Source organism: Flavihumibacter stibioxidans (assembly GCF_014332695.1).
Classification (GTDB): Bacteria; Bacteroidota; Bacteroidia; order Chitinophagales; family Chitinophagaceae; genus Flavihumibacter; species Flavihumibacter stibioxidans.
Genome location: NZ_MBUA01000002.1, coordinates 1 through 13,483, shown reverse-complemented (window position 1 = coordinate 13,483; position 13,483 = coordinate 1). Strand labels below are relative to the sequence as shown.

Sequence of the window (13,483 nt, the reverse complement as noted above, 5' to 3'; positions counted from 1 at the left end):
GCGGGAGGCCTTGTACCAGTATTATGCCCATGGCCCCCTGGCCCGAACCACGCTTGGTAAGTTAAATGTACAGGGACTGGATTATATCTACACCCTGCAGGGCTGGCTCAAGGGCGTCAACCCGGCAATGGGCGGCAGCCTTACTAACGGCACGGATACCACAGAGCCCAGGCCCATCGCCCAGGATGTATTCGGCTTCAGCCTGCACTATTACAAAAACGATTACAAAGCGATCTGGTTTACTCCGCAGTCCAGCTCCGTACTGGGTGCACTGACCACGAATGCCAAACCATTATACAATGGAAACATTGCGGCCATGGCGGTTAATATTCCCCAACTGGGTAATACCAAGGTGTACAACTATAAGTACGACCAGTTGAACCGCCTGGTTTCACTGGATATGTACAATGGCCTGAACCCCTCCGCCGGCAGCTTCACCCCGGCCGGCACCACCGAATACCGGGAGCGGATCAGCTATGACCCCAATGGTAATATCCTGACCTACCAGCGCAACGGCGATGCCGCCCGCTTAACCATGGATAACCTGACCTATTCCTATACAGCAGGCACCAACCGCCTGCACAAGGTAACGGACGCGGCGGCCGATGCCGGCGCGGGCAGCTATGCCAATTACAATGACCTCCGGACAGGCCAGGCCAACAATAACTACGGCTATGATTCGATCGGCAACCTGATACGCGACACCAGGGATTCCATTTCCAATATCAGCTGGACGGTTTATGGCAAGATAGCCAGCATCACAAAGAATGAGCAGTTCATCCGCTACACCTATGATGCCGCGGGTAACCGGATCAGCAAGCAAACCGCCACCGACACTACATTTTATGTGCGGGATGCCACGGGTAATGTAATGAGTGTTTACCTAAAACCTGCCGGCGGCAGTTTACGGCAGGAAGAGGTTCATCTATACGGCAGCAGTCGATTGGGTATTGCCACCCGTCACCTGGCTTCGGATACCAGCATCAATCTGGCAGCTGGTTTTGGAACGATAAAAGGCGTTAAATTTACCCGAGGCGAAAAGCTCTTTGAATTAAGCAACCACCTGGGCAATGTGCTGGTGACCATCTCCGACCGCATGATCCAGCAAAAGCAGACCGGCGACACCGTTCGCTATTACCAGGCCGATGTGGTATCCGCCAATGACTATTATCCCTTCGGTATGCTGATGCCGGGCAGGAAGTTTTCTGCAGGGGTGTATCGTTATGGGTTTAATGGGAAGGAAAATGACAATGAGGTGAAGGGCGTTGGAAACCAGCAGGATTATGGGATGAGGATTTATGATACGAGGTTGGGACGGTTCTTGAGTGTTGATCCGATTACAATGCAATACCCAATGCTTACTCCATATCAATTTGCGAGTAATACTCCTATTCAGGCAATAGATTTCGACGGGTTAGAGGCGGTGGTCACAACATTTTATTATCAAAGCCAGAAAGACGCGAAGGTTAAAGTGGTTAACTCTAATATTGTTGTAAATAACACAAAGCCGAGGTCGGAAACTATTATGATAAACCTTGATGGTCGGAATTATATGGCTAATAGCTACATGACTTTACAAGGTCGAGATGATAAATATAAATTTAATGGAGATTTTAGAGACATTCGGGATTTGTCAACGGAAGATATTGCTGGGATAAGAGGATACGCAGATGTGGTCTTTGATGTTATTTATGGTAAGAATTTTAAAGAGCATGCCGTCCTGTACGAATCAGGAGCTGGACCTTTAAAAAATTCAAATGGTTTATTGGATTTTAAAAATAGTCTTTACGCGTTGTTCAATTTTAAACCTGATGAGCTAATCGGAATTGATGGAGTCGCTTACAATGCTAATGAAGCCGGAAATTATTTATGGGGTATGGTGTTACATGAAGCGGGAATAGTGTTAAATGCTAAAACAATTGCAGAACTTGGTACTAAAGGAAGGAATGATGAGCCTCATGAACAAAAGGCAATTCAGGCAGGAATTGACAAGGCAAATAGTTTCAAAAAAGGTGATGGCCAAAGATGGAGATTGAAAGCATTTGAATTTTATAGAGAAGAGTATTACAATGCTGAAGAGGGTGTGCCATATAAGCCATCAGACAACTTAGGGATTTTTAAACAAAATAGAGAAAATGAAAAGACCAAAGAATAGATTTATCTCAATTGTGTTGATGTTTTGTGTTGTGATATTTTTTTCATGTAAAATGGACGATAACTCTGTTGAAAAGGCATTGATATCTGATTTTCCTATTACTAAGCCTTATTTAGATACAGTGATTAAATATGTAGTTAATAAGTACTATGATAGTGAGAGTACGAAAAGTTACAATAGGTTGCAATTCATTTTAGGCGAAAAGGCATATCATAATGGAAGTATTTTTTCCGATATGATTATTTCGAATTTCCTAAGGCAGACTTCCGTTGTTGACATTTCATTTGAAAAAGGTTCTTTTTGCCTAGATAAATATGCATATGATTTCGTGAGGTTTAAATTAAAGGCTGAGGGGAACTTTCAATATTATTACGTATATGAATTTTGTCCACTTCATCAGAATGCAGTAAGTACTCCAAATTTCAAATCGATTCCCATAGATCAAAAGTGGTCACTTCAGATCGAGAAAAACTGACCAAATACTATTATATAGTTCTTTCAATTTAATAATGTTGTTATGGATATGGGTTTAATGGAAAGGAAAATGACAACGAGGTGAAGGGGGCGGGGAATCAGCAGGATTATGGGATGAGGATTTATGATCCGAGGATCGCGAAGTTTTTAAGTGTGGATCCGATTACAAAATCTTATCCGGAGTTAACGCCATATCAATTTGCAAGTAACAATCCCATTTTTAATATTGACATAGATGGGTTGGAAGGATTAGGTTCTCCGATGGTTGGCGTATGGAGTCCTTCTACCAAAAAATATATGATCCAAGGGGACGTAAATGATGATATGGTTGTTGATGCATCAGAACGAGAAGCTTGGAACAAAGCAATGGATGTATGGTTAGCTACAGGAGGTGTAATATTAACTGGTGGAAGGACTGCTCCGCTTTTAAAACAGGCATTTTGGGGGAGTATTGCAAATCCTGAAACCGCAGGGACAATAGGAGTCTCTATTTTTACGGCAGTTACAGGTTATGAGGGGCCGGATGTGCCAGGACCAGGTGATGAAGCAGGAAGAGTATTAAATAAGGCGTCAAAAAAAATATTCACCTCCATTAAGCCAATATTAGAAAGGCGAAAAGAACTTGCAAAAGCTTGGGGGATTGCAGAGAAGTATATAGAATATTCAAAACAAGTATTTTGAACTACTCCCCATTATTTAGACAATTTTTACTGCCGGTTTAGAGATAATTATCAGCGTTTTAAAAATTGATGATTGCCTTTTTTCTTTTACTAATATAGTACTCCTGCGGCAATCATCGGTTTTTGAAATGCAAGCCCGCCCGGCAGGGCCATTGGCATGTTCAGGCTGCCGCCTTTAAATAAATGTTTTCCGGTGTTTCATTGTTTAATGACTGGTGCCTCCTTTCACCATTGTAAAAAGTAAAATATTTTTGAAGGCCCTGGTAAAGCGAAAGTCCGTCTTCATAAGCATGCAGGTAAACATGTTCATACTTTACGGTGCGCCAAAGCCGTTCAATGAAAATATTGTCAATGGCTCGGCATTTGCCATCCATACTGATTTGTATGCCGTTTTCTTTAAGCAGGTTTACATATACTTCACTCGTAAACTGGCTGCCCTGATCACTGTTGATGATGGCTGGCTTGCCCTGAAGGTGGATGGCATGGTTCACTATTTCAGTACACCATTCGGCAGTCATGGAATTACTTACCCCCCAATGGACCACATAGCGGGTATAGATATCGATCACTGCACACAGGTACATGAATCCCTTCTTCATCGGGATATAGGTAATGTCAATGGCCCAGACCTGGTTCTTTCTTTCAATCGGGAGACCTTTTAACAGGTAAGGGTATTTGTAGGCAGCAGGATCAATGCGGGTAGTGCGCGGCGTGGGATACAGTGTTTGCCAGCCCTGCAGCTTCATCAGCCTGCGCATCCGCTTAGGATTAATTTTATAACCAGCCAGGATTAATAACACCAATAACCGCTTCAGGCCATAAAAAGGGGTGTCCAGGTATTGCTCATTCAGTCAGCGCATAATTGCCAGGTTTTCTTCACTTTCTTTCACCGGTTCATAATACAGCCCGCTGCGGCTTACCTGCAGCAATTCGCACTGTTTGGCAATGCTTAATTCGGGATGATTTTTATCTATCAGCATACGGCGTTCAGCCAAAGACTTTACAATAACTATTTTTTAGAAAATCGTTAGCGACTTTCAACTCACCGATCTGCGCATAAAGGGCCTGAATTAACTGCTCTTTGTCCTCAGCGTCCGGGTGGCCTTCCTTCTCAAAAACTACCGGGGAGTTTTGTAAAAATTCTTTCTTCCAGGTAATGATCAGGGTGGGATGGAGGTCATATTTTTTAGACAATGCCTCAATGGTTTGCCTTTCCTTGATCGCTTCAATACAGACCTTACTTTTAAACTCTGCCGTAAATTTTTGGTGGCTGGTTTTACTCATTTTTGTTACAGGTTTACGTTGACAAATTTACTTTAATCACCTGTCCAAAGAATGGGGAGTATTATATTTACTCAGGAATTGGATGAAGGAATGGAACTGATTCAATTTAGAAGAAAGGGAACAGAAGGTACAATCGGTGATTATTTTGCCCTTCCTGGAACAACTCCTGAACAAATTGGTATGAAAACAAGTGATATTGTAGAAACTCTACCAGTTAGAGTTATTATTAGAACAAAAGCCCTTCTCTCAACACACAAAAAGGATATGCCGTATTATAAAGACGAAACTACTATTTTGGAGGGTGGAGGTCTTCAGATATTCAGTAAGGAATTAAAGCATAATGTTGAAATTGTAAAAAAAACTGTTACTAATGGAACTAATTGATATCGTTAATAATCTGAGGAAAAGAGTGTGTGAATACAGACTTTTAAAGATGGGTGTTAAAGAAATTAGTACTGATTTAAATGCTGTTGACATAGTTCTGGCTTTGGTTGATTTAGCGATTAAAGATAAAAGGGCTATTAAAAAGGAGGAGGAGAATTGGTTTAGGGCTGGGTTGTACCTTTCGTATGTTTTTAGCGGTAGCGAATGGGAAGACATCCCAGAAGAATTTGAAAAGATAGTATATGCAACAGAGAAATTAAATTACTTTAGACCTCAGACTGCAAATTCCACGTAAGCTGACCACTTTATTCCGGGTCTGAATGACCACTAATAGTCAGGTGCAAATTTCGAATCAATTCTATTACGGCAGCGATTTGTCTGCATTGGATTCTATGGTCAATAATTGACGGAAAATAGTGGTTATTCTGAGCAGAATTTCCAAGCGGACAGGTAATTTTAAAAAAGGTGCAGTTGACTGCCACCGCTGAAACTACAGGTGCAGGTAGTAATCATTCCGGGTGGTTGTGTACTTATTATATTTATGACGATTTAAATAATCTCCGCGCAGTAATACAGCCCGAAGGTGTGAAGTTATTGGATGGCAATAGCTGGACCAATTGCAATCCGATCAGTACCGTCCATTATCCTCAACTATTAAGCGATCAAACCTTTCGGTATGAATACGATCATCGTAACCGGATGATTATGAAAAAGGTCCCGGGTGCAGGTGATGTCTATATGGTGTATGATCCATGGGACAGGCTGGTTTTATCGCAGGATGCCAACATGAGAGTCAATTCTCAATACATGTTGACCAAATATGACGCATTAAACAGGCCAGTTTTGACTGGGATCTATACTTACTCTGGTACCATACAGCAAGCCAGGATTCTGGCGAAAGACGCTACTAGTTTTCGCCATGAGGAAAGGGCAACAGGTGGCAATGGAACCGGGTACACATCAAGATGTTGGCCTGAAACCAATTATGATATCCTGTCGGTTACATATTACGATGATTATGATTGGTATGGGAATCCTTTCTCAGCAGGCAGGAATGAGGATTACGATGGCGTATTCATGACCGCATCCAATGATACTTACCCATATCCGCAGCCTTTGACGCAAAGCTTCGCCACAAAGGGATTTGTTACGGGCGGTATGGTACGGGTGTTAGGCACTTCACAGTTTTTGCATACCATCAACTCCTACGATGATAAAGGAAGGGTCATTCAGGTAAGGAGTAAAAATATAACTGACGGGGTTGATGTAGTTACCACACAATACGATTTTTCCGGAAAGCCTTTAATTCAATACCAGGTCAGTCCGAAAAATTTCACTACCGCCAAAACTGAATATGTACTAACCAAATTAGATTATGATGATTTAGGGAGGGTTTTGATCATTAAAAAGACAGTATCAAGTAAAATCGGGGGTAGTACATGGGTTTATTCACCTGAGGTGGAAGTGGTTAAAAACGAATATGATAAACTTGGCCAGTTGAAGAAAAAAGAGATAGGTAAGAAACGTAACACTTCAAATCCGGCACAATATACTACCACGCCCATTGAAACCCTTACCTATGATTACAATATCCGGGGATGGTTACTGGGGATGAACAGGGAGTATACCCGAAACACCACAAATACCAACTACTTTGGATTTGACCTGGGTTATGACAAAACCAGTAACAATCTTATTGGTAATAAAAGCTATTCAAAAGCACAGTTTAACGGGAATATTGGCGGGATGCTGTGGAAAAGTAAAGGGGATGGGGAGATCCGGCGATATGATTTTGATTACGATGCCGCAAATCGTTTGCTGCGGGCTGATTTTACCCAATACACCGGTGCTGATTTTAACCAGACTGCCAATTTGAACTTCAATGTGAAAATGGGCGATGGTTTGAATACTGAAACTGCTTATGATGCCAACGGCAACATAAAGCGCATGCAGCAGTGGGGATTAAAATTAACAGCCAGCGAACAAATTGATGACCTGCGGTATACGTATGAGGCCGGAACAAATAAACTGCAAAATGTAATTGATTTTAATGATGTGCCCGATACCAGGCTGGGCGATTTTAGGACGAGTGCAAACCATCCGCAGAAAACAAACAAATCGAACTATGTGGGCAGCGGCACGGGGAACGTTAATGATATCGTAGATTATGTATATGATGCCAATGGCAACCTCAGGAAGGATCTAAACAAGGATATGGGCAATGGGTCAAACGATGGCATTGTATATAACCATTTGAACCTGCCGGCGGTGATCACGATGAGAAAAGCCGATGGAAGTATAAAGGGAACAATTACGTATACTTATGATGCGGCGGGTAATAAGTTGAAAAAGGTTGTCAATGAGTATCCTTCCTCCACCAATGGAAACATCAGCACAACAAGGGAAACCCTATATATTGGCGGGTTTGTATATGAAAGTTTATCAGACACAAATCCCAATACCACGGATTACAATAACAAGCTTCAGTTTGGAGGGCAGGAAGAAGGTCGGATAAGGGCGTTGTATAAGGATCAGAATGATCCGAATTTACTCACGGGCTTCGCCTACGATTATATGTTGAAGGATCACCTTGGGAATGTACGTATGGTGCTTACCGATGAGCTGGAACAAGGCTCTGATCTGGCATCGATGGAATCGGAAAATGCTGATAAGGAAGATGCTGTGTTTTCCAACATCGGGAACACCCGGGTGGATAAACCCGCAGGATACCCGGTTGACAATTACACAAATCCTAATGCTAAAGTATCAAAAGTTATAGGAAATGGTCAGCGTATAGGTCCGGGTGTGCTGCTTAAAGTGATGGCTGGTGATAAATTTAGCCTGCGTGTTTCCAGTTGGTACAAAACGAATGGCACGACACCTCCTGCGCCGATTACAGATTTTATCAATGACCTGGTGTTCATGATGGCGGCACATGTGGGTAATAAAGCTACTAAGGGTACTATGGCTGAGTTGCAGAATAGTGGTGTTTTTACGCCAGGGGCAGCAAGTTTTCTAAACACACAGAACAGCTATAATACTACCCGTCCGAAAGCCTTTATTAATTGGGTGTTGTTTGACGAGCAGCTAAAGATTGCGAAAGATGCCAGTGGTAATATCATAGCCAGTGGGTACAGTGGATACGAACAGGTGCCGGCAGAATCGGTATATAACAATGGTTCAGCCAATCCCAATGTTTACGAGCACATCAGGACAAATTTGCCTGTTAATAAAAGCGGTTATTTGTATATTTACGTAAACAATGAAACGCCGGATATCGGCGTGTTCTTTGACAACCTGCATGTAACGCATATAAAAGGGCCGGTGTTGGAGGAGACGCATTATTATCCGTTTGGACTGACAATTGCTGGCATTAGTTCCAAAGCCATGGGCAAACTGGATAACAAGTATGAATACAACGGCAAGGAGAAACAAGAGAAGGAATTTAGTGATGGCAGTGGCCTTGAAATGTATGACTACGGCGCACGGATGTATGACCAGCAGATCGGCAGGTGGCATGCCCTTGATCCTTTAGCAGATAAATATCATCCGGTTTCTCCCTACATATATGCCTTAAACAATCCAATAATTTATGTTGATCCAAATGGAATGGATATTGAGTTAAGAGGAAGTACTCAGGATATTATATACTTTCTGATGAGCTTAAGTAGTGTTACAAGCCACAACCTCACTTATAAGAATGGTAAAGTTGCAATAGCTTCCGCCAAGGGTGACAATGAGAAGGCTGCCAATATCAGCACTGAGCTTGATAACCTTGTTTACGATCTGATTGACGGTGACATGAAGGGTCACAAAGTGTTTTTCGATTTGATTTCAAAAGAGACTAAAAACAGTAAGTTGAATAGCGATGATGTATTTTTTGACGACTATCATACAGGAGTATTTGATGTATCAGATTTAAGAGATTTAAATGGGAATCCGGATAAAGATGTCTTAGCAGCATCAACATTTGCTCATGTCTTAAAAGAACGTAGCTATAGTAAAGACTATAAAGGAATAATTGGTAAAAGGAATTTTATAAAGAATCACACGAATTTGTTAATTCAACAGGAATACAACATGGCACATCTAGCTGCAAATATATTTGAATCGGCTGTCGTTGGTAGTTATTTTGTCAAGTCAGATGGTACGCCAGTTAAGCTTGAAACTGCATACGCTACGGGTGGTGAACCAAGAGAGTCCGGATATATAACTACAACAATTAACTACGGTCCCGCTTTAAGAGCGGAGTATACATATCCATCGTCTAAGCAAAATGCGTCAAATGCCAAACTAATAATTGCTCCAATATTTAAGAAAAAATGAAAATATTCTTTTTAATCAGCGCAATACTTTTGTGTTACGTTTGTAGTAGTCAAGACGCCATAGATAAGACAGAAATAAAATCGAAAGACACTACGATTGTTGGTATGGTGATTGACCAAGATTCTGTATTTTTCAAACAACGATATACACGTTCAGAACCTGCTCATTATTTTGGTGTTCATCATGTCAAGATTGGTTTATTTGTCATAAGTCGTAATCAGATTACAGATACTTTGGTTATTGCCTATGTTTTCAACTACTTTACTGAAGTAAAGCAATATTTTCGAAAATTTGGATTGAAAAAAGGAGACAAATACGTGTTTGCCGTAAGTGAATTTAATCCATGTCAATGTGATTTTCCAAAACTGCAAGGCATTTGTGGGGATGATGGTTTTTTTCTGACTGACAGGAGTCAGTTGATCAAGCGGTACAAAAAAATTCATCGAATTATCTTTGCAACGAAATGGCGACTTGACAGTAAAAAACGTAAGAATATTTAGGAAATTCAGTATTAGAGGAAACGCATTATTATCCGTTCGGGTTAACAATGAGTGGGATAAACAGTAAGGCAATGAACTTCGGAAGCCCTGAGAATAAGAAAGGGTATAATGGAAATGAAATACAGAACAAGGAATTTTCTGACGGAAGTGGATTAGATATGTATGATTTTAATGCATGTACTTATGACCAACAAATAGGAAGGTTCATACAGATTGATCCTGAAAGCGAAGAGGCCGACCAAGAAAGTTGGAGTCCATTTCATTTTGGTTATAATAACCCGATAAGATACGGTGATCCTGATGGAAGAATTCCGATACCCTTAATTGTTATTGGTGTAAAATTTCTTGTTGGTGCAGCAGTTGAATATGGCTCGCAGGTATACGATAATTATAAGGAAGGTAAAAGGGGTGGAGATATGTGGAAGCCTCAAGGTGCTGGAGGAGTTGGAAAAATAGTATTAAACGGTGCAACAAGTACAGTTGACCCTTCGGGTGGTCTTGGTAAGAAAATTGTAATTGGAACTGCAACCAATGTAGTGGAATCTGTTGGAGGGCAAATTCTTGATGGGAAAAAGGTTGACCCAGGCCAAACTGTTAAAGATGTCATAGTTAGTACCGTAGCAGGGAATGCAAAAGTAGATGGCTCTAAGACTGTAAGTAGCTTGGAGAAAAAAGCTGATAAGTTAGAACGTGTTGCAAAGAATAGTCCAAGTGCTAGAAATGGTGTGCAAGCTGCAGAGGCTAGAAATGCAGCTAATAATGCAAATATTAGAAATGAGGCTGCAGGTACAGCAACTACGGAGACTACCGAGAGCACAATAAACAAGAAGACAAGTAATCTTAGTTTTAGTTCTGGTGGTAATGGGGGGTTCTACAATCCCAATGCTCCGAGACAAGATAATACTTATATTAAGAAGCCAGTTTTATTACCCATACGTCAATAGTTATATCCTATGAAAAAAGTAAAGTATGGGATAGTGCTTATTGCTTTTGTTTTGTTGGTAATGTGGGGTGTTTCTTCGATTGGGAAAACCATTTTTATAAAGTATACTGGCGAAAAGATAGAGGCTATTGTTAGTAAGATACCGTCATCATGTGATAGGTACAACCATATAAATGTTTTATTTAATGGCGAGGATTATGAAGTAAGTATAAGCAGAACAGATTGTCGGGAAAGCTTCTATAAAATAGGCCAAAAAGTAACATTACTAAAGAACAAAAAATACAAAGAACTCGTATGGCCAGAAAGTCAACCCGAATTGTTACCTATCTTAATTATAGCTGTTTTTGTTTTGGCTTATATCAGTATGAAAGGACGGCATAGAAAATAAATTGTATTGTAACATCAAAGCTGGAAATTCCACGGAAGCTGAGCACTTTATTCCGGGTCTGAATGACCACTATTAGTCAGGTCCAAATTTCGAATCAATTCACGTACGGCAGCGATTTGTCTGCATTGGTTTCTATGGTCAATTATTGACGGAAAATAGTGATTATGCAGAGCGGAATTTCCAGTCAGGGCATGACCCAGAAGATAGAGAAAAGGCAGGGTATGTAATTGGAAAGCAAGATATTGGCAATATACTTTCTCAATTAGCTAAAGACCCAACAACAGGGAAGTACACAGAAACGATACAAATTTATACGCATAGCCGAGGAGCAGCATTTAGTGCGGGATACATTAAAGCCATACTTGAATATGTAAAGGCACATCCAGAAGAATTTTCAGACCCAAACAAGGTAATTGACTTAGTTTATAATATGGCTCCGCATCAATCTAATTCTATTAATGAGCCTAGCGGCCTTAATGCTTATTCTCATGACCATACTAAAGACTGGTTATCTGGTAATGACATGAAAGGATTAAAGGGAGCTTTTACAAGTAACGAAAATTCTCTTGGTGCAATGGGTTCCCATAGTACATCTTCTTTTGTTAATGATATCACAGCGTTCCTAAAAGCTTTTCAGTCAAGTAATGGTAACAGTCAACAATTAATAGATGATTTTATCAAGCTGATGCAAAATCAGTATGGCGTAAATGTAACTAACCTACAATGAAAAATATAATACTTAAAATAGCATTAGTAAATGTCTTGATTGCAATTTTACTTTTGATATTATTTTACTTTAGTGCTTTTTTATCTGGCTATGGCTCAAATGCTAGTTATTTGCCTCAGGAGAAAAAACTATTTGTAAAATTTATAATATTCCACTTTGTACCTGCTGTTTTTTTTCTTTATAGATATAAGCAGTTTAATCTTGCAGGGATATGTACTATGATATTGACTATAGCAGTCATGTACCTACTTGCAGCATGGCAGTTTGAATATTTTAGCTGATAAAATATGAATTAAAATAAGCCCCGGTTTAATCGGGACTTTTGTATTTTATTTAGTAGCAAGAATTTTTGCAAATCCGTTTTAAGTTGTCATACGCTTCGATGTCTTCAAGTCGTTTAACGGTGTCTTTATCCTAGGTGGCGCGGTTTCCTTCTCCGAGTAAATAATCGACGGGCACATCAAAGACCTGGGCAATTTTAAAGGTCATCTCAACTGACCTCCTCCCATATTTAGGACGGATATAAACTTGTGTTTTTAGGAGACAATTCCTTTTCTATGTTCCAAACAAAGCAATACTCTCTACTTCTGCAAAATGCTTGTCCGTTGTAAAAAGCTGAAGATTGTATTGCTGTGCAATGGCTGCTATCCAGATATCATTTTCAGGTATGGGTTTCCCCTTTTTCATCAACGCCGCTTTTATACTACCATAAATATCCGCTGTCTTTGAGTCCGGCTGCAAAACAATACAGTTATTTATAAAAAGCTGCATCCGGTTGATATGCTTCACAGGTTCAGCAGACCTATACGCACCATAAAATAATTCCCCGATTACAGTCAATGGTACATACACTTCTGAGACAGCATCCAATTGTGCCGATACAACATTGTTTTCTCTAAACGTATGGATAATTACGCTGGTATCCGGCAGGCATTTACTTCCAGTCATCAGGATGAATTTGTTCGCAGCCTTCTTCTATTGTTTTTCCAATTCATCTGCTTCTTCCTTAGTCCACATGCCGGCAAATGAAGTGAAGCTCTTACGGCCAATAACATGCAATTTGCTTTTGGCTATCACCGTTTCCACCGCTGCCAGTACAGCATCATTTTCGATCTTTAATATCTCCTCTATGAGATGTAGTTTTTTCGCTTCACCAAACATAGCCAATTGTTTAATACTCAAATTTACTCGATTTTACCATTCTTCCGCCCCTTTCTGTAATACCCATCCCATGATCTCTCAATTCCCGCTGTAACTGTTCCCCACTTCTGCGCAAATTTACCCCTGCTAATGGCCATTTAAATATTGGGCGGTAACCGAAACATTTACCGACTCCAGCGCCGTAAAAGAATATCATTTCACCTTGTACTACTATGACCAGGCGGGCAACCTGGTGAAGACCGTATCTCCGGCTGGGGTTCAGCCCATTTATCGAAACTCCTGGCTTGATAGCACCCGGAATTTCAGGAAGCTCGGCAACCCCCTGCCAATGGTTCATAAGCTGGTAACTAGGTACAGCTATAACAGCCTCAACCAGGTGGTGCTTCAAAAAACACCCGATGCCGGCATGAGTAAATTCTGGTATGATCGCCTGGGCAGGCTGGCCATCAGCCAAAATGCCC

At 40.7% G+C, this 13,483-nt stretch carries 15 protein-coding genes and 2 pseudogenes; 12 read left to right on the top strand and 5 right to left on the bottom strand.

Features of this window, described 5'->3' with window-relative positions; genetic code table 11:
• The 3 genes and pseudogenes from BC349_RS06780 to BC349_RS06770 all read left to right on the top strand — a co-directional run.
• The coding region (locus BC349_RS06780; RefSeq protein WP_281384563.1) for an RHS repeat domain-containing protein at window positions 1–2,155 on the top strand (2,155 nt) is incomplete at its 5' end.
• The gene (locus BC349_RS06775) at window positions 2,136–2,630 is read left to right on the top strand and encodes a hypothetical protein (protein ID WP_187256016.1); all 495 of its coding nucleotides are present in this window, start codon (window positions 2,136–2,138) and stop codon (window positions 2,628–2,630) included. The genes BC349_RS06780 and BC349_RS06775, both read left to right, overlap by 20 nt.
• A 59-nt stretch (window positions 2,631–2,689) precedes the next feature.
• Window positions 2,690–3,310: pseudogene (locus BC349_RS06770) on the top strand (RHS repeat domain-containing protein); the annotation flags it as partial.
• 160 nt (window positions 3,311–3,470) lie between these two features.
• Here BC349_RS06770 and BC349_RS06765 read toward each other — a convergent pair.
• The 3 genes from BC349_RS06765 to BC349_RS06755 are packed head-to-tail and all read right to left on the bottom strand — an operon-like array spanning window position 3,471 to window position 4,593.
• Entirely contained in the window at window positions 3,471–4,145 is a 675-nt protein-coding gene (locus BC349_RS06765; protein WP_281384564.1) for an IS3 family transposase, read from the bottom strand.
• Window positions 4,146–4,160: 15 nt separating this feature from the next.
• A complete protein-coding gene (locus BC349_RS06760) occupies window positions 4,161–4,304 on the bottom strand; it encodes a hypothetical protein (RefSeq protein ID WP_187256014.1) in 144 nt (47 codons plus the stop codon).
• The gene (locus tag BC349_RS06755) at window positions 4,297–4,593 is read right to left on the bottom strand and encodes a transposase (protein WP_187256013.1); all 297 of its coding nucleotides are present in this window, start codon (window positions 4,591–4,593) and stop codon (window positions 4,297–4,299) included. Before BC349_RS06755 ends, BC349_RS06760 begins: the two co-directional genes overlap by 8 nt.
• 51 nt (window positions 4,594–4,644) lie before the next feature.
• Here BC349_RS06755 and BC349_RS06750 point away from each other — a divergent pair, with 51 nt between their 5' ends.
• The 8 genes and pseudogenes from BC349_RS06750 (at window position 4,645) to BC349_RS06715 (ending at window position 12,142) form a co-directional block, all read left to right on the top strand.
• Window positions 4,645–4,977: a hypothetical protein gene (locus BC349_RS06750; RefSeq protein WP_187256012.1), complete on the top strand. Its 333-nt coding sequence runs from the start codon at window positions 4,645–4,647 to the stop codon at window positions 4,975–4,977.
• Window positions 4,964–5,272, top strand: a complete 309-nt coding sequence (locus tag BC349_RS06745) for a hypothetical protein (protein WP_187256011.1) — start codon at window positions 4,964–4,966, stop codon at window positions 5,270–5,272. The genes BC349_RS06750 and BC349_RS06745 overlap by 14 nt, the downstream gene beginning before the upstream one ends.
• A gap of 176 nt (window positions 5,273–5,448) precedes the next feature.
• Window positions 5,449–9,303: an RHS repeat-associated core domain-containing protein gene (locus BC349_RS06740; protein WP_222840111.1), complete on the top strand. Its 3,855-nt coding sequence runs from the start codon at window positions 5,449–5,451 to the stop codon at window positions 9,301–9,303.
• On the top strand, window positions 9,300–9,803 hold the full coding sequence (locus tag BC349_RS06735) for a hypothetical protein (protein ID WP_187256010.1): 504 nt from the start codon (window positions 9,300–9,302) through the stop codon (window positions 9,801–9,803). The genes BC349_RS06740 and BC349_RS06735 overlap by 4 nt, the downstream gene beginning before the upstream one ends.
• A gap of 38 nt (window positions 9,804–9,841) precedes the next feature.
• A pseudogene (locus BC349_RS06730) lies at window positions 9,842–10,747 on the top strand (RHS repeat domain-containing protein); the annotation flags it as partial.
• A gap of 9 nt (window positions 10,748–10,756) precedes the next feature.
• A complete protein-coding gene (locus tag BC349_RS06725) occupies window positions 10,757–11,134 on the top strand; it encodes a hypothetical protein (protein ID WP_187256008.1) in 378 nt (125 codons plus the stop codon).
• A gap of 145 nt (window positions 11,135–11,279) precedes the next feature.
• Window positions 11,280–11,861 carry a hypothetical protein gene (locus BC349_RS06720; RefSeq protein WP_187256007.1) on the top strand — a complete coding sequence of 194 codons (582 nt, stop codon included), beginning with the start codon at window positions 11,280–11,282 and terminating at the stop codon, window positions 11,859–11,861.
• Window positions 11,858–12,142 carry a hypothetical protein gene (locus BC349_RS06715; protein ID WP_187256006.1) on the top strand — a complete coding sequence of 95 codons (285 nt, stop codon included), beginning with the start codon at window positions 11,858–11,860 and terminating at the stop codon, window positions 12,140–12,142. Before BC349_RS06720 ends, BC349_RS06715 begins: the two co-directional genes overlap by 4 nt.
• A 274-nt stretch (window positions 12,143–12,416) precedes the next feature.
• Here the strand turns inward: BC349_RS06715 and BC349_RS06710 are convergent, their stop codons facing one another.
• Both BC349_RS06710 and BC349_RS06705 read right to left on the bottom strand, forming a co-directional pair.
• Entirely contained in the window at window positions 12,417–12,809 is a 393-nt protein-coding gene (locus tag BC349_RS06710) for a type II toxin-antitoxin system VapC family toxin (RefSeq protein ID WP_187256005.1), read from the bottom strand.
• A gap of 27 nt (window positions 12,810–12,836) precedes the next feature.
• Window positions 12,837–13,043 carry a hypothetical protein gene (locus BC349_RS06705; protein ID WP_187256004.1) on the bottom strand — a complete coding sequence of 69 codons (207 nt, stop codon included), beginning with the start codon at window positions 13,041–13,043 and terminating at the stop codon, window positions 12,837–12,839.
• A gap of 181 nt (window positions 13,044–13,224) precedes the next feature.
• Here BC349_RS06705 and BC349_RS06700 point away from each other — a divergent pair.
• Window positions 13,225–13,483 (top strand): hypothetical protein (locus BC349_RS06700; RefSeq protein WP_187256003.1); only part of this gene is annotated, 259 nt, incomplete at its 3' end.